The 15,559-nt window shown below is 71.1% G+C and carries 15 protein-coding genes and 1 riboswitch; of the genes, 12 read left to right on the forward strand and 3 right to left on the reverse strand.

The window, feature by feature from the left end:
- The 6 genes from VNT50_RS01580 to VNT50_RS01605 form a co-directional block, all read left to right on the forward strand.
- Positions 1 to 855: aldehyde dehydrogenase family protein (locus VNT50_RS01580; protein WP_325483358.1), on the forward strand; the 855-nt coding region annotated here is incomplete at its 5' end.
- A gap of 39 nt (positions 856 to 894) precedes the next feature.
- Entirely contained in the window at positions 895 to 1,992 is a 1,098-nt protein-coding gene (hpaD, locus tag VNT50_RS01585) for a 3,4-dihydroxyphenylacetate 2,3-dioxygenase (RefSeq protein ID WP_325483359.1), read from the forward strand.
- Between the two features lie 100 nt (positions 1,993 to 2,092).
- Positions 2,093 to 2,878 (forward strand): 2-oxo-hept-4-ene-1,7-dioate hydratase, encoded by a 786-nt coding sequence (gene hpaH, locus VNT50_RS01590; RefSeq protein WP_325483360.1) that lies wholly within the window; start codon positions 2,093 to 2,095, stop codon positions 2,876 to 2,878.
- A gap of 40 nt (positions 2,879 to 2,918) precedes the next feature.
- Positions 2,919 to 3,719: an aldolase/citrate lyase family protein gene (locus VNT50_RS01595; protein ID WP_325483361.1), complete on the forward strand. Its 801-nt coding sequence runs from the start codon at positions 2,919 to 2,921 to the stop codon at positions 3,717 to 3,719.
- 34 nt (positions 3,720 to 3,753) lie between these two features.
- A complete protein-coding gene (locus VNT50_RS01600; protein ID WP_325483362.1) occupies positions 3,754 to 4,569 on the forward strand; it encodes a transglutaminase-like domain-containing protein in 816 nt (271 codons plus the stop codon).
- 65 nt (positions 4,570 to 4,634) lie between these two features.
- On the forward strand, positions 4,635 to 5,180 hold the full coding sequence (locus VNT50_RS01605) for a hypothetical protein (protein ID WP_325483363.1): 546 nt from the start codon (positions 4,635 to 4,637) through the stop codon (positions 5,178 to 5,180).
- A 55-nt stretch (positions 5,181 to 5,235) separates the two neighbouring features.
- Here VNT50_RS01605 and VNT50_RS01610 read toward each other — a convergent pair whose 3' ends face one another.
- Positions 5,236 to 6,123, reverse strand: a complete 888-nt coding sequence (locus VNT50_RS01610; protein WP_325483364.1) for a bifunctional methylenetetrahydrofolate dehydrogenase/methenyltetrahydrofolate cyclohydrolase — start codon at positions 6,121 to 6,123, stop codon at positions 5,236 to 5,238.
- Between the two features lie 87 nt (positions 6,124 to 6,210).
- On the reverse strand, positions 6,211 to 7,485 hold the full coding sequence (gene glyA, locus VNT50_RS01615; protein ID WP_325483365.1) for a serine hydroxymethyltransferase: 1,275 nt from the start codon (positions 7,483 to 7,485) through the stop codon (positions 6,211 to 6,213).
- Positions 7,486 to 7,559: 74 nt separating this feature from the next.
- Positions 7,560 to 7,643, reverse strand: a riboswitch (ZMP/ZTP riboswitch).
- A gap of 57 nt (positions 7,644 to 7,700) precedes the next feature.
- On the opposite strand from glyA, the gene VNT50_RS01620 reads away from it, so the two are divergent.
- The 6 genes from VNT50_RS01620 to VNT50_RS01645 all read left to right on the forward strand — a co-directional run bounded on the left by VNT50_RS01620 (position 7,701) and on the right by VNT50_RS01645 (position 14,728).
- On the forward strand, positions 7,701 to 9,245 hold the full coding sequence (locus VNT50_RS01620; RefSeq protein ID WP_325483366.1) for a beta-N-acetylhexosaminidase: 1,545 nt from the start codon (positions 7,701 to 7,703) through the stop codon (positions 9,243 to 9,245).
- Positions 9,242 to 10,399, forward strand: a complete 1,158-nt coding sequence (nagA, locus tag VNT50_RS01625; protein ID WP_325483367.1) for an N-acetylglucosamine-6-phosphate deacetylase — start codon at positions 9,242 to 9,244, stop codon at positions 10,397 to 10,399. Before VNT50_RS01620 ends, nagA begins: the two co-directional genes overlap by 4 nt.
- Before the next feature lie 386 nt (positions 10,400 to 10,785).
- Complete coding sequence (locus VNT50_RS01630) at positions 10,786 to 12,519, forward strand: sigma-70 family RNA polymerase sigma factor (RefSeq protein ID WP_325483368.1); 1,734 nt, start codon at positions 10,786 to 10,788, stop codon at positions 12,517 to 12,519.
- Between the two features lie 57 nt (positions 12,520 to 12,576).
- Entirely contained in the window at positions 12,577 to 12,957 is a 381-nt protein-coding gene (locus VNT50_RS01635) for a YrdB family protein (protein ID WP_325483369.1), read from the forward strand.
- Entirely contained in the window at positions 12,954 to 14,327 is a 1,374-nt protein-coding gene (locus tag VNT50_RS01640; protein WP_325483370.1) for an FAD-binding oxidoreductase, read from the forward strand. Before VNT50_RS01635 ends, VNT50_RS01640 begins: the two co-directional genes overlap by 4 nt.
- Positions 14,324 to 14,728: an NUDIX hydrolase gene (locus VNT50_RS01645; RefSeq protein WP_325483371.1), complete on the forward strand. Its 405-nt coding sequence runs from the start codon at positions 14,324 to 14,326 to the stop codon at positions 14,726 to 14,728. Before VNT50_RS01640 ends, VNT50_RS01645 begins: the two co-directional genes overlap by 4 nt.
- Positions 14,729 to 14,736: 8 nt before the next feature.
- Here VNT50_RS01645 and VNT50_RS01650 read toward each other — a convergent pair whose 3' ends face one another.
- Entirely contained in the window at positions 14,737 to 15,528 is a 792-nt protein-coding gene (locus VNT50_RS01650; protein WP_325483372.1) for a ZIP family metal transporter, read from the reverse strand.
- Positions 15,529 to 15,559: the final 31 nt, after the last annotated feature.

The following is a 15,559-nucleotide window of genomic DNA, read 5'->3' on the forward strand; positions in this document are numbered from 1 at the left end:
GGTGAGGACGCCGGCGACGCCCTGGTGAAGCATCCGGATGTTCCGCTCATCTCCTTCACCGGCGAAAGCAGCACCGGGCAGCTGATCTTCGGCAACGCGGCTCCGTTCCTCAAGGGGCTCTCGATGGAGCTCGGGGGCAAGTCTCCCGCCGTGGTCTTCGCGGATGCAGACCTCGAGGCGGCGGTCGATGCGACCATCTTCGGGGTGTTCTCCCTCAACGGCGAGCGCTGCACCGCGGGCAGCCGCATCCTCGTCGAGCGTTCCGTGTACGACGAGTTCGTGGAGCGCTACGCCGCGCAGGCCTCCCGTGTCGTCGTCGGCTATCCGCACGAGAAGGCCACCGAGGTCGGTGCGCTCGTTCACCCCGAGCACTTCGAGAAGGTCATGAGCTACGTCGAACTCGGCAAGACCGAGGGCCGGCTCGTGGCCGGCGGCGGGCGCCCCGACGGCTTCCCGACCGGCAACTTCGTGGCCCCGACGGTCTTCGCGGATGTCGCCCCCGACGCCCGGATCTTCCAGGAGGAGATCTTCGGACCCGTCGTCGCGATAACCCCGTTCGACACCGACGAAGAGGCGCTCGCCCTCGCGAACGGCGTGAAGTACGGCCTCGCGGCCTACGTCTGGACGAGCGACCTGAAGCGCGCGCACAACTTCTCGCAGGCGATCGAGGCGGGCATGGTGTGGCTCAACTCGAACAACGTGCGCGACCTCCGCACCCCGTTCGGCGGGGTGAAGGCCTCGGGGCTCGGCCATGAGGGCGGTTACCGCTCGATCGACTTCTACACCGACCAGCAGGCCGTGCACATCACGCTCGGCGAGGCCCACAACCCCACCTTCGGGCGCCGGACCACCTAGGCGCGCAGTGCCGAATCGAAACAAGCGAGGACGCTGACCATGAGCAACCCCATCCCCACCCCGACCGTCCCGGCCCCCGACATCCTGCGCTGCGCGTACATGGAGATCGTCGTGACCGACCTCCAGGCATCCCGCGATTTCTACGTCGACGTGCTCGATCTGATCGTCACGGAAGAGGACGAGAACGCCGTCTACCTGCGCTCGTTCGAGGAGTTCATCCACCACAACCTGGTGCTGCGCAAGGGCCCGATCGCCGCGGTCGCCGCCTTCTCGTACCGCGTGCGCAGCCCGCAGGACCTCGATAGGGCCGTCGCGTTCTACGAAGAGCTCGGATGCCGCGTCGAGCGCCGCGCCGCGGGCTTCACGAAGGGCATCGGCGACTCGGTGCGCGTCGAGGACCCGCTCGGCTTCCCGTACGAGTTCTTCTACGACGTCGAGCACGTCGAGCGGCTCGCGTGGCGCTACGACCTCTACACGCCGGGGGCGCTCGTGCGCCTCGACCACTTCAACCAGGTCACCCCCGATGTGCCGCGCGCGGTTGCGTACATGGAAGACCTCGGGTTCCGGGTGACGGAGGACATCCAGGACGATGAGGGCACCGTGTACGCGGCGTGGATGCGGCGCAAGCCCACCGTGCACGACACGGCGATGACGGGCGGTGACGGTCCCCGCATGCACCACATCGCGTTCGCGACGCACGAGAAGCACAACATCATCGCGATCTGCGACAAGCTCGGCGCCCTGCGCCGTTCCGACGCGATCGAGCGGGGCCCGGGCCGGCACGGCGTCTCGAACGCGTTCTACCTGTACCTGCGCGACCCCGACGGGCACCGCGTCGAGATCTACACGCAGGACTACTACACCGGCGACCCCGACAACCCGGTCGTCACTTGGGATGTGCACGACAACCAGCGCCGCGACTGGTGGGGCAACCCCGTCGTTCCGTCGTGGTACACCGATGCATCCACCGTTCTCGACCTCGACGGCAACCCGCAGCCCGTCACCGCCCGCACCGAGACCAGCGAGATGGCGGTGACGATCGGCGCCGACGGGTTCTCGTACACCCGCGCCGGCGACGCGCCGGACGACCTCCCGACCTGGAAGCAGGGCGAGTACAAGCTGGGCAACCAGCTCTGACCCACACCCTGCGCGAGACTTCACTTACGCACCTTCCCGGGGGCGTTTTAGGTGCGTAAGTGAAGTCTCGCGCAGGGGAGAAGGACCGAAAGGAATACGGATGCTGGATGAGGGCACCATTGCCGCGATCGCCGACGAGCTCGCCGCGGCCGAGCGGGACCGGAAGACGGTCCCGCTGCTGACCGCCCGGTATCCGGGCATGACGGTCGAGGACTCGTACGCCGTGCAGAAGGTGTGGCGGGAGCGCGGCATCGCGGCCGGCCGGCATCCGGTGGGCCGCAAGATCGGCCTCACCTCGAAGGTGATGCAGGTCGCGACCGGCATCAGCGAGCCCGACTACGGGGCGATCTTCGCCGACATGGTGTTCGAGAGCGGTGCGGTCATCGAACACGGCCGCTTCTCGAACGTGCGCATCGAGGTTGAACTCGCTTTCGTGCTCGGCGAGGCGCTCGAGGGTCCCGACGCGACGCTGTTCGACGTGCTGCGCGCGACGGAGTACGTCGTCCCCGCGCTCGAGATCCTGAGCTCCCGCATCGAGATGCCGGGCCGCACGATCGTCGACACGATCAGCGACAACGCGGCGATGGGCGGCATGGTCTACGGGGGCAATCCGGTGACGATCGGCGAGGTCGACCTGCGCTGGGTCTCGGCGCTGCTGTACCGCAACGAGACGATCGAGGACTCCGGCGTCGCCGCCGCGGTGCTCAACCACCCGGCCAACGGCGTGGCGTGGCTCGCGAACAAGCTCGCGGCGCACGGCACGCGCCTCGAAGCGGGCGAGATGATCCTCGCCGGCTCGTTCACCCGGCCCATGTGGGTCGAGCAGGGCGACACCGTGCACGCCGACTACGGACCGCTCGGAACCATCTCGTGCAGATTCGTGTGAACGCCCCGGGCTCGGCCGGGCGTTCCGCAGAAAGGCAACAATGCCGCTTCGTCTAGCCCCTACGTTCCGCGATCGCCTGGCCGAGGCATCCCGCCCCCTCGCGGGCATGTGGGTGTGCTCGGGGTCACCTCTCGTCGCCGAGATCGCGGCCGGTTCGGGCCTCGACTGGCTGCTCATCGACACGGAGCACTCCCCCAACGGGCTCGAATCGACGCTCGCGCAGCTGCAGGCCGTCGCCGCCTATCCGATCACCCCGCTCGTGCGGGCGCCGATCGGGGATGTCGTCCTGGTCAAGCAGCTGCTCGACCTGGGCGCGCAGAATCTGCTGATCCCGATGGTGTCATCGGCCGAACAGGCGCGTGAGATGGTGGCCGCCGTTCGATACCCGCCACACGGTGTGCGGGGTGTGGGCAGCGCGCTGGCCCGAGCCGCCCGCTGGAACCGCGTCGGCGACTACCTGTCCGAGGCCGACTCGCACGTGTCGCTGTTCGTGCAGATCGAGACGGTCGCCGGCGTCGAGGCGGCCGGGGAGATCGCCGCGGTGGACGGCGTCGACGGGGTCTTCGTCGGCCCCTCCGACCTCGCGGCATCGATGGGGCTGCTCGGTCAGCAGACGCATCCGGATGTCGAGGCCGCCGTCTTGCGCGCGTTCGACGATGTGGGGGTCACCGGCACGCCCGTGGGTGTCAACGCCTTCGACCCGGCGGTCGCAGACCGGTACCTCGCGGCGGGTGCGTCGTTCATCCTCGTCGGGGCGGATGTCTCCCTCCTGGCCCGGGGGTCGGAGGCCCTCGCCGCCCGTTTCGGCGCGACCGGTCACGGCGAGCGCGAGAGCTACTGACCGACCCGCCGTCGCGGCATGGCACGCTGGGACCATGGCATCCATCGAGCTCCCCCAGCGCAGCGTCGCCAGCACGATCACCCTCAACGTCACTGAACCCGCCGAGCTCGTGTTCTCGGTCGCGGCCGGGGCGGGCTACTCCCCGTCGCAGGAGTGGGTGAACGCGAGCCTCGACGGCAGCCGGATCGACGCCGCGGAACTCATCGACGCACACGGCACGCGCCTGCACCGCGTCACATCCCCCGCCGGTGCGCTGCGATTCGACTACTCGGCGACGATCCCCGGGGCGGCGCCGGTCGAGGACGAGGACCCCACCGACCTCATCCGCTACCTGCGCCCGAGCCGCTACGCCGAGTCCGATTCGCTCGGGCCCACGGCCACGGCCGAGTTCGACGGGATCACGGATGCCGCCGAGCTGCTCCACTCGGTCTCCTCCTGGGTCGGCACGCGCCTGGCCTACGTCAGCGGATCGAGCCTGCCCACCGATGGGGCGGTGCGCACCCTGCTCTCCCGCCAGGGCGTGTGCCGCGATTTCGCCCACCTCACGGTCGGTCTGCTGCGCGCGCTGAACGTTCCGGCCCGACTCGCCTCGGTGTACGCCCCCGGCCTCTACCCGATGGACTTCCATGCCGTCGCCGAAGCCCACGTCGAGGGCGGATGGCACGCCGTGGATGCGACGACGCTCGCGCCACGCCAGACGCTCGTGCGCATCGCGACGGGCCGGGATGCCGCGGACACGGCCTTCCTGACGGTGCTCTCCGGCCGCGTCGACCTCGGGCAGATCACGGTCACCGCGGTCGCCGACACGCTGCCCTACGACGACGTGACGCAGCTGGTCAGGCTCGGCTGACGCCCCCCGGCGGGAGAGCTGGGCCCGGCTGGCGAGGCAGCCACCCGCGTGGCAACGTAGTAGGCATGAAGACGTGGGTCGTGCGGTTCCTCTCGCTGCTGGTGTTCAACATCCTCGTGCTGCTCGTGATCGGATGGCTCACTCCCGCGCGCGTCGGCTGGTCGGCGCTCTGGGCGGGCGTCGTCCTGACGGCGGCCACGATCTGGGTGAAGCCGGTCGTGCACGCCTGGTTCACGAAGGCGGCGGCGAAGTCCGCGTCGCAGCGCACCAGGGCCGGCGAGAAGCTCATCGAGTTCGCGATCGTCTACGTCGTCGCGCTTGTGCTCTGGGTGCTCGTGATCCTTCTCTCCGGTGTGAACGTGGGCGGCTTCTTCTGGGGCTACGTGCTGCCCCCGCTCATCCTGCTCATCGGCTGGGCGGTCTACGCGGCGATCGACGACCGGGTCGAGGGGCATGCCGGCGCCCTCTACGACAAGGCCACCGGGTCGGTGAAGGGGTCGACGGATGCCGCGGCCCCGCGGGTCGATTCTCCCCAGGCGACGGCGGCCCGTGCCGAGCTCGACGACGGGCTCACCGCCGAGCAGCGCAAGATGCTCGACGAACTCGGGTAGGCGCGCGCACCCCGGTTCGGGATGAGCGGTTCGGGAGGATCCCCGACCCCATCCCTCAGCCGGCGGCGCGCTCCGCGGCCTCGACCACGTTCGAGACGAGCAGCGCCCGGGTCATCGGCCCGACTCCCCCGGGGTTCGGCGAGAGCCATCCGGCCACCTCGGCGACCGCGGGATCGACGTCGCCCGCGAGCTTCGCCCGGCCCGACTCGGTGGTTCCCACGCGCGTGACACCCACATCGAGCACGGCCGCACCCGGCTTGATCCAGTCGGCCTGCACGAGGTGCGGCTGACCGACGGCCGCGATCACGATGTCGGCCCGGCGGACCTCGCCCGCGAGGTCGACGGTGCGCGAGTGCGTCAGCGTGACGGTCGCGTCGGTGCCCTTGCGGGTCAGCAGCAGACCGAGCGGGCGACCGACAGTGACGCCGCGACCGATCACGGTCACGTGCTTGCCCGCGATCGCGACTCCGTGCCGCGTGAGCAGCTCGATGATGCCGGCGGGTGTGCACGGCAGCGGTGCCTCGACGGCGGCGGCCGGGTCGACCCCGAGCACGAGGCGTCCGAGGTTCGTCGGATGCAGACCATCGGCGTCTTTGGCGGGGTCCACCAGCTCGAGGATCGCGTTCTCGTCGATGCCCTTGGGCAGCGGCAGCTGCACGATGAAGCCGGTCACCGCGGGGTTCTCGTTGAGGGCCCGCACGGCATCCGCGATCTCGTCGAACGTGGCCGATGCCGGCAGCTCGACCTGGATCGACGCGACGCCCACCTCGGCGCAATCGCGGTGCTTGCCGGTGACATACGAGCGCGAGCCCGGGTCATCGCCTACGAGGAGCGTCCCAAGGCCGGGCACGATGCCGCGGGCGGCGAGCGCCGCGACCCTCTCGGTCAGTTCGGTCTTGATCGCCGTCGCGGTCGCGACGCCATCGAGCTTCTGCGCTGTCATGGTTGATCCTTCTCTCGGGGTGATCGCCCGCCCATCGGCACTCCCGGCCGGGCTGAGCCCGGCTGGGACTGGGGCGGGTCGCGGGGGCTACTGGGCCAGGTCGGGGTACAGGGGGAAACGGGCCGTAAGGGCGGCGACGCGGGCGCGGAGCGCCTCGACATCGACGTTCGGCAGCAGCGCGAGCGCGATGATGTCGGCGACCTCGGTGAACTCCTCGTCGCCGAAGCCTCGCGTCGCGAGCGCCGGCGTGCCGATGCGCAGGCCCGACGTCACCATCGGGGGACGCGGGTCGTCGGGGACGGCGTTGCGGTTGACCGTGATGTGGATGTCGTGCAGCAGGTCTTCGGCCTGCTTGCCGTCGATCTCGGCGTTGCGGAGATCGACGAGCACGAGGTGCACGTCGGTGCCGCCCGAGCGGATCGAGATGCCCGCGTCGGCGACATCCTGCTGTGTCAGCCGCTCCGCGACGATGTGCGCGCCGCGAAGCGTGCGCTCCTGGCGGTCTTTGAACTCCGGCGTGGCGGCGAGCTTGAACGCCGTGGCCTTGGCCGCGATGACGTGCATGAGCGGCCCGCCCTGCTGACCCGGGAAGACGGCGGTGTTGATCTTCTTGGCCAGGTCGGCGTCGTTGGTCAGGATGAAGCCCGAGCGGGGCCCGCCGATCGTCTTGTGCACCGTCGAGGAGACGACATGCGCGTGCGGCACCGGGCTGGGGTGCACACCGGCGGCGACGAGCCCGGCGAAGTGGGCCATGTCGACCCAGAGCAGGGCGCCGACCTCATCGGCGATCTCGCGGAAGCGCGCGAAATCGAGCTGGCGCGGATACGCGGACCAGCCGGCGATGATGACCTTCGGCTTGTGCTCGAGCGCGAGGCGGCGCACCTCGTCCATGTCGATCAGCGACGTCTCGAGGTCGACCCCGTACGCGACGATGTTGTAGAGCCGGCCGGAGAAGTTGATCTTCATGCCGTGCGTGAGGTGACCTCCCTGGTCGAGCGAGAGGCCGAGCAGGGTGTCGCCGGGGCGTGCGATCGCGTGGAGGACGGCGGCGTTCGCGGTGGCGCCGGAGTGCGGCTGCACGTTCGCGAACTTCGCGCCGAAGAGCGCCTTGGCGCGCTCGATGGCCAGTTCCTCCGCGACATCCACCTCTTCGCAGCCGCCGTAGTAGCGACGGCCGGGGTAGCCCTCCGCGTACTTGTTGGTGAGCACCGAACCCTGCGACTGCAGCACCGAGACGGGCACGAAGTTCTCGGAGGCGATCATCTCGAGGAACCCGCGCTGGCGGTCGAGCTCGCGCTCGAGCACCTGAGCGATCTCGGGATCGACTTCGGAGAGGGGGGCGTTGAAGAACGGGTCGGTCACAGCGTGTGCTCCTTGACGACGGCTCGGTGTTTCGATACGCCGCTTCGCGGGCACTCGACAACCGTGATGGGTGTGCCATCGGCCCAGGCGTGCGGTCGAATGCCGTGTCGGTCGCTTCCCGGTGGTGTCCCACCTCAACGCCAGTCGCGACCCCCTGAGCATACCGGATCGGCCACTGCTAGGCTGACGGCACCTGGTTTGTTAGGACTCTTTACATGACGCGTCGCCGAGGACTCCTCGCAGCCGGCCTGACTCTCGGGGCCGTGCTGGCGGCGTGCTCCCCCACGGCCGAGAATGGAGCCACTGTGTCGCAGCCCACCCTCGTACCCGCCCCGACGAACGTCGAGTTCGGCCCCTCGGCCGCGCCCTTCGTGCTCCCGGGAGAGAACCGCGACGAGGCGATCGAGGCGGCGCTCGACGCGGTGGACGAACGGCTCGTCGAGGATGCCGCGCTCGGCGCCGAGGGATACCGGCTCTCGGTGACCGCCGGCGGCGCCCGCTCCGAGGCCACGACGGAGGCCGGCCTGTTCTATGCGCGGCAGAGCCTCATCCAGCTCGTCGCACGCGTGGGCGAGGGATGGGCCGTGCCCGCGGCATCCATCGTCGACGTGCCGCGCTTCGCCTACCGCGGGATCATGCTCGATGTCGCCCGGCACTTCTTCCCCGTCGAGACGATCATGGCCTGCATCGACCGCGCCGCGAGCCTCAAGCTCAACGCGCTGCACCTGCACCTCTCCGACGACCAGGGCTGGCGCATCCACATCGATTCCTGGCCGAGCCTCACGGCCGCCGCATCGGGCACGTCTGCCGGCGGCGACACGGGCGGCTTCTACACGAAGCACGACTATCGCGACATCGTGGCGTATGCGGCCTCCCGCCACATGATCGTGGTACCCGAGATCGATGTCCCGAGCCACTCGCACGCCGTCTCCGTGGCATACCCGGAACTATCGGAACCGCTCGTCGTCTCCGACGGCATCCGCGCGCAGTCGGCGGCGCTCGGCCAGGACCTGCCGGTCTTCGGAGAGCCGTACGAGGGATGGGCCGTCGGTTTCTCGGCGCTCAAGACCCGCGACGAGCGCACCTACGGATTTCTCACCGACGTGTTCGGCGAGCTCGCCGAACTGACTCCCGGCCCGTACCTGCACTTCGGCGGCGACGAGGCGCTCGGCATCGCGCAGACCGATTTCGACGCGTTCGTCGCGCGCACCGCCCAGATCATCATCGACACGGGCAAGACGCCCGTCGCGTGGCACGAGGCCGGCTCAGCCGGGGACCTGCCGCGCGGCACGGTCGGCCAATACTGGGGGTTCACGACCCCGCGAGACGACCACGACGTGCACGCCCGGGGGTTCGTGGAACGCGGCGGCGGCCTCATCCTCTCCCCCGCCGACGCGGTGTACCTCGATATGAAGTACGACGACGGCACTCCGCTCGGCCTGGCCTGGGCCAACGGTCCCACGAGCGTCGAGCGATCGTACGCGTGGGACCCGGTGACCGTGATCCCCGGTGTCGACGAGACAGCGATCCTCGGCGTGGAGGCGCCGCTCTGGACCGAGACGATCGCATCGCTCGAAGAGATCGACACGATGGCGTTTCCGCGCCTGGCCTCGGCGGCCGAGATCGCCTGGTCGCCCGCGTCCGGACCGCACCGCACGTGGGACTCGTTCCGCGCCCGCGTCGCCGGGCTCGGCCCGCTGTGGACCGGCCAGGGCATCGCGTTCTTCGCGTCGCCCGAGATCCCCTGGGCGCGAGAATGACGACCCTCATCCACTCCGTCCGGCTGGTGGACGGCGGGCGGATCACCGACGACGCCTGGGTGCGCTTCGCCGGGGGCCGGGTCGCGCAGCTGGGAACGGGCGACGGATGGCGAGCGCATGCGCGGCCGAGCGACGACGTGCGGGATGCCGCGGCGACGGCCGGGCGGGGAGCGGTGCTCGCCCCCGGATTCGTGGACATCCATTCGCACGGCGGCGCCGGCGGCTCATACGACGACGGGGTCGACGCGATCCGCGCCGCCAGGGCCGCGCACCGGGCGCAGGGCACGACGAGCGCCGTGCTCTCGCTCGTGACGGCATCGCTCGACGACCTCGAGAGCCGCGTGCGCGCCGTCGCCGATCTCGTGGGCTCGGACGGCATCCTCGGCTCGCACCTCGAGGGCCCCTTCCTCGACCCCGGGCACAAGGGCGCCCACGACGAGCGCCTGCTGCGCGCCCCGAGCGCGGTGGATCTCGGGAGGCTTCTCGGCGCGGGCCGCGGGACGGTGCGCCAGGTCACGCTCGCGCCCGAGCTGGATTCCGGCGTGGACGCGATCCGGCTGGTCGTGGCAGCGGGTGCCGCGGCGGCCGTGGGCCACACCGACGCGGGTGCCGACGTCGCCCGTGCGGCCTTCGACGCGGGCGCGACGATCCTCACGCACGCGTTCAACGCGATGCCGGGCCTGCACCACCGGCATCCCGGCCCCGTCGGTGCCGCGCTGAGCGATCCGCGGGTGACGCTCGAGGTCGTCGCCGACGGCGTGCATGTGCATCCCGACGTGGTGCGCATGCTGTTCGCGGCCGCGCCGGGGCGCATCGCCCTCGTGACCGATGCGATGGCCGCGTCGTGCGCCGGCGACGGCCGGTACGGCCTCGGCGAGCTTCACGTCGATGTGGTCGGCGGCGTCGCCCGGCTCGCGGGCACCGACACGATCGCCGGCTCGACGCTCACGCAGTCGGCGGCCCTGCGCAACGTCACGGCCTGGGGCGTTCCCCTGGCGGACGCCGTTCGCGCCCTCACCGCGACCCCGGCGGCGGCCGTCGGCCGGGCAGACCTCGGCGGGCTCGCGGCGGGTGCCGCCGCGGATGCCGTGCTGCTCACGCGCGACCTGGACGTGCGCGCGGTCTGGGCCTCGGGTGGGCTCGCGGGCCGGTGATCCGGACCTGGCGAGCCCCGAGGCCGCCGCATCTCGGATACGACAGCCCCGGTCCCCGTGCGAGTCCGGGGCTCGGAATTCCCTCCCCCGAGGTCCTTCCGAGCCCCGCTGATCCAGTGGTGCGGATCTGCGTCCGCCCCCCGTTCCACCACCGGTGCCTGCTCCCCGTCCCCAGCGAGTGCAGGCAGTGGCCCCTGCTTGATGAGACGGCCGGGTGCCGGATCTATTACGCGAGTTCCCGATTTTCTTTTTTCGGCTGCACTGGTCGCCGGGGCTCCGCGTCAGGAGCGAGAATGGAAGGCCACGTCGCGTTATGGAAAGCCGGTCCGCGCGTCTCTCAGGCAGAACCATCCATCGACTACGCACGCCCGCGACCCTGGAGCATCATGACGCAGCACGACGGAACGCCCGAGCTCGGGGAGCCGGCCGCCCTCGGCGACGCCGCGGACGCCGACCTCGTTCTGCGTTCCCGGTCGGGCGACGGCGCGGCGTTCGGCGAACTCTGGCGTCGCCATTACCGATCGGGGATGACGGTCGCGCGGTCGGTCACGTCGAGCCTGGACCCCGACGACCTGGTGCAGGAGGCGTACGCCCGCATCTACCAGTCCATCCTCAAGGGCGGCGGTCCGACCGGGTCGTTCCGCGCGTACCTGTTCACGAGCATCCGCAACACCGCCGCCGCGTGGGGACGCTCCCTCAAGGAGACGGCGATCGACGAGCTGGACATGCTCGAGGATCCCGCCAGCGGCGAGCAGGCCACGAGCGAGGCCCTCGATCGCGGTCTCACGCACCAGGCGTTCCGCAGCCTCCCCGCACGCTGGCAGGAGGTGCTCTGGTACTCCGAGATCGAGCAGATGAGGCCGGCCGAGATCGCACCGCTGCTCGGGATGAAGCCCACCGCCGTCGCCCAGCTGACCTTCCGCGCCCGCGAGGGGCTGCGCGAAGCGTGGATCCAGGCCCACCTGCGCAGCGTCGAGGACGGCTCGGACTGCCAGTGGACGATCGAGCGGCTCGGCGCGTATGCGCGCGACAACCTCGGCACACGCGACCGCGGCAAGATCGAGAAGCACCTCTCCGACTGCGCTCGCTGCACGATTGTCGCGGCTGAGGCGAAAGAGGTCTCGGACCGCCTCGCCCTGGTCCTGCTGCCCCTGACCGTAGGCATCGCGGGCACCGCGGCCTACCTCGCATCGATCCAGGGCGGCGGGGCGCCGATCGTTGCCGTCGCCGCGATGCCCTCGACCGTCGTGCAGGGCGCCGTCACGGTCGGACCCGCGGCCGGAGCGACAGGCGCCGGTGCGACATCGGGTGCCCGCGGCGCGGCAGGCGCAGCCGGCGCCCGGGCCGGCGGCCGGATCTTCGGCGGCATCGGCGCGACGGTCGGAATCGCCGCGGCCGGCATGCTGGTGGCGGGTGTCGTCATCGCGGCAACGATCGTGCCGGGGATGCGCGCCGCCGAGGCCGGGACGCCCGCCGCGATCGCCGAGCAGCAGTCTTCGAGCGACGCCGAGAGCGACACCGAGACCAAGATCCGGACCCAGATCGAACCCATCGTGGAGGTCACGCCGGAGCCCGAGCTCGTCGTCCCGGTCGTCGCGCCGATCGACGAGCCGATCCCAGCGCCCCGGGCGCCGACCCGGCCGGCTCCCATCGCCCCGGCCGCCCCGGTGGCGCCGGTCGCACCCGTCGCCCCTGTCGCCCCTGTCGACCCGGTGGTTCCGGTGGATCCTGTCGACCCGACCGATCCCGTCGACCCCGTCGACCCGACCGATCCCGTCGACCCCACCGACCCGACCGACCCGGTCCTGCCGGAGGGGGTGCCGACCATCGGGCAGGCAACGCTCACGGCGCTGGGCGACGCGTTCCTCGTCGAGATCGCCGTCGTCGGGACCCCGGGAGCATCCGTGCGTGCGCTGCTGGATGGCGTGGCGACCGATGTCGTCTTGGACGAGTCGGGAGCGGGCGCCTTCGCGCTGGATGCCGAGCTGTGGCAGGTGATCCTGTCCTCCGTCGACATCGGCTATGTCACAGAGACCGAATCGGGGCCGCTCGTCTCGCTCGCCCTCATCGATCTCGTCGATTTCGAGCTGCCAGTACTCGGGCCACCCCCAGCCCCGTGAGCCCCCCTTGGAGCCGGCTCCCCTGAGCCCCGTGGGGGTCGCGCCTAGACTGAGGTCATGTCCGCGAACGTGCCCCCACAGCCGCCGAACGAGCCGGGTATGCGCCCGGCGGTCACCGGCGTCGACGTGGTGCGGTTTCTCGCCGAGCTGTTCGCATTCTTCACGTTCGCGTTCTGGGGGTTCCTCGCGTGGCCGTTCCCGTGGAACGTCGTCGCCGGCATCGCCGCGCCGGCCGCGGCGATCGTGCTGTGGGCCCTCTTCGTCTCGCCGAAGGCCGTGATCTCGACGCACCCGTTCGTCCGCGCCGTCGTCGAGCTGATGATCTTCGCGTCGGCCACGATCGCGTGGTGGAGCATGGGCCAGGCCTGGATCGGGCTGGCGTTCGCCGTCGTCGCCATCACGTCGGGAGTACTCGCGGGGCGGCGACGCCTCTCGTGACGGTCGGGGTGCTCGAGCGGCTGCGCAACGAGCTCGGCGATCGCGTCGACACCGACCCCGCCGCCTTGGAAGAGGCCCGCGCAGACAAGTCCGGGCAGCGATCACCGGGCGCGCCGCTGGCCGTCGTCCACGCGTCCGACGTGGCCGACGTGCAGGCGACGCTGCGCATCGCGAGCGCGACCGCGACCCCGGTCGTCACCCGCGGAGCCGGCACCGGCCTCGCGGGCGGGGCGAACGCGGGGCCGGGCGAGATCGCTCTTTCGGTGCGCGGCATGACGCGCATCCTCGACGTGCGCCCCGACGACCTGCTGGCGGTCGTCGAGCCCGGGATCGTCAACGCCGACCTCAACGCCGTGCTCGCCGAGCGCGGCCTGTGGTGGGCCCCCGACCCGGCGAGCCGCGCGATCTCGACGGTCGGCGGCAACATCGCCACCGGGGCGGGCGGCCTGCTGTGCGCGAAGTACGGCGTGGTCCGCGATGCCGTCCTGGGCGTCGACATCGTGCTCGCGGACGGGCGCCTGCTCTCGCTCGGGCACCGGAGTGTCAAGGGCGTCACGGGTCTCGATCTGACCTCGCTCGTGATCGGCTCGGAGGGAACGCTCGGCGTCATCGTGCGCGCCACCCTCAAGCTCCGCCGCCTCGTGCCGGGCGCGCCCTGCACGGTCGCGGCCACGTTCCCCGACGTGCGCACGGCCGCCGCGGCGTCCTCCGCCGTGACGGCCGCCGGCCTGCAGCCCGCGATCATGGAGCTGATGGATGCCACCTCGCTCGAGGCGGTGCACCGGCTCCTGGCCCTGCCCATGCCCACCCCGGGGGCAGCGCAGCTCACGATCCAGACCGACGGACCGGCGGCGGATGTCGAGGCCGACGCCATCGCGGCCGTGCTGGCCGCCAACGGCGGCACGGTCTCGCTGACGCACGACCCGGTCGAGGGGGAGAGGCTCCTCGCCGTTCGCCGCTCGTTTCACCCCGCAATGGAGCGGCTCGGCACGACCCTCATCGAGGACGTCGCGGTGCCCCGCAGCGGGCTTGCGGAGATGTTCGACGAAATCGCCCGGATCGAGCGCGACCACGGCGTGGAGATCCCGACCGTGGCGCACGCCGGCGATGGCAACCTGCATCCGAACTTCGTCTTCGACGCCCCCGCCGACGGAGAGGTCCCGGCGAAGATCTGGGAAGCCGCCGACGACCTGTTCCGCGCCGCATTGCGCCTCGGTGGCACGCTGACCGGTGAGCACGGCGTCGGACTGCTCAAGCGCCGGTGGCTCGCCGAAGAGCTGGGCGATGACCAATGGCGCCTGCAGCGCGAGATCACGCGCGTGTTCGACCCGCAGGGCATACTCAATCCCGGCAAGGTCTTCGCGCCGTGACCGCCCGGCACATCGTGGTGAGCGCGGCGGTGATCACGGATGCCGCGGGTCGGGCCCTCGTCGTGCGCAAGCGCGGCACGACGGTGTTCATGAATCCCGGCGGCAAGCCCGAGCCCGGCGAGAGCGCGGCCGAGACGCTCGCGCGGGAGCTGGTCGAGGAGATCGGACTCGAGGTCGCGCCCGACGCCCTGCATCCACTCGGCTCTTTCGAAGCCGACGCGGCCAACGAGCCTGGTCACCGAGTGGTCGCGGAGGTGTTCCGCATCGCCGCCGAGGCGGATGCCGTCTCGGCGCGGGCGGAGATCGCCGAGCTGCGCTGGATCACACCGGCCGAGGCGGCATCCCTCGCCCTCGCCCCGCTCAGCACCGAGTTCCTGCTCCCGATCGCCTGGGGCTCGTAGCACCGGCGTCACGCCAGAGACAGGACGAACGACAGCACGAAGCCGGCAGCGGTGCTGATCGCCACCGCGGGGCCGCCGTTGTGGAACGCCTCGGGCATCAGCGTGTCGGCGAGCGATGCGAGCACCGCGCCGGCCGCGAACGCGAGCGGGAGCGAGACGACCGCGGGATCACTGCCCGAGAGGAAGACAGCACCCACGACGACCGCGACGACGAGCAGCACGGCGCACGCGCACCAGAGCCCGATGATCCGGGCGGCGGAGCGACCCTGCTCGCGCATGGACGCCGCGCCCACGAGCGCCTCGGGGAGGTTCGAGACGAAGATCGCGGCGAGCAGCGCGATGCCCCCCGTTCCCTCCGTGAGCGAGATGCCGAGGGCCAGGTTCTCGGGCACCCCGTCGAGCGTGACCGCGGCGAGGAGGGCGAGCCCCGCGGCGCCCCGGGTCGTCGCGGCGGTCGGCGCGCGGTCGGCTGCCGCGGCATCCGTATCGAGCTTCGCACTGCCCGCGTACTCGTCTGCGGGTCTCGCCCGCTCGCCCGCTTGGGCCCACCGGTCGAGGAGCGCGCTCAGCACCGTGAAGACGATCGCTCCGGCGAACAGCCCGATGGCCGCGAGCCAGATGCCGCCGCGCTCGTACGAGTCCTCGAACAGCTCGAATGCGAGCGCCGTGATCAGCGCGCCCGCCGCGAACGCGAGCAGGATGGCCAGCAGCCGCTTGGGCAGCTGGAACCACACGCCGATGACGGCCCCGATGACGAGCGCGCTCGACGCGATCGCACCGAACAGCAGGGTCGACCACATCGGGAAGCCTCCTCGGAGCAGCGACTCGGAA

Origin of the sequence: Microbacterium sp. (genome assembly GCF_035554235.1) — a bacterium.
GTDB lineage: Bacteria > Actinomycetota > Actinomycetes > Actinomycetales > Microbacteriaceae > Microbacterium.

What these genes read in the sequence shown, in the direction of transcription:
- VNT50_RS01635 (WP_325483369.1), top strand. Translation starts at nt 12,577, where the DNA reads ATGTCCGCGAACGTGCCCCCACAGCCGCCGAACGAGCCGGGTATGCGC.
- VNT50_RS01610 (WP_325483364.1), bottom strand. Translation starts at nt 6,123, where the DNA reads ATGACAGCGCAGAAGCTCGATGGCGTCGCGACCGCGACGGCGATCAAG.
- hpaH (WP_325483360.1), top strand. Translation starts at nt 2,093, where the DNA reads ATGCTGGATGAGGGCACCATTGCCGCGATCGCCGACGAGCTCGCCGCG.
- VNT50_RS01605 (WP_325483363.1), top strand. Translation starts at nt 4,635, where the DNA reads ATGAAGACGTGGGTCGTGCGGTTCCTCTCGCTGCTGGTGTTCAACATC.
- VNT50_RS01620 (WP_325483366.1), top strand. Translation starts at nt 7,701, where the DNA reads ATGACGCGTCGCCGAGGACTCCTCGCAGCCGGCCTGACTCTCGGGGCC.
- nagA (WP_325483367.1), top strand. Translation starts at nt 9,242, where the DNA reads ATGACGACCCTCATCCACTCCGTCCGGCTGGTGGACGGCGGGCGGATC.
- VNT50_RS01650 (WP_325483372.1), bottom strand. Translation starts at nt 15,528, where the DNA reads ATGTGGTCGACCCTGCTGTTCGGTGCGATCGCGTCGAGCGCGCTCGTC.
- VNT50_RS01600 (WP_325483362.1), top strand. Translation starts at nt 3,754, where the DNA reads ATGGCATCCATCGAGCTCCCCCAGCGCAGCGTCGCCAGCACGATCACC.
- VNT50_RS01630 (WP_325483368.1), top strand. Translation starts at nt 10,786, where the DNA reads ATGACGCAGCACGACGGAACGCCCGAGCTCGGGGAGCCGGCCGCCCTC.
- VNT50_RS01595 (WP_325483361.1), top strand. Translation starts at nt 2,919, where the DNA reads ATGCCGCTTCGTCTAGCCCCTACGTTCCGCGATCGCCTGGCCGAGGCA.
- hpaD (WP_325483359.1), top strand. Translation starts at nt 895, where the DNA reads ATGAGCAACCCCATCCCCACCCCGACCGTCCCGGCCCCCGACATCCTG.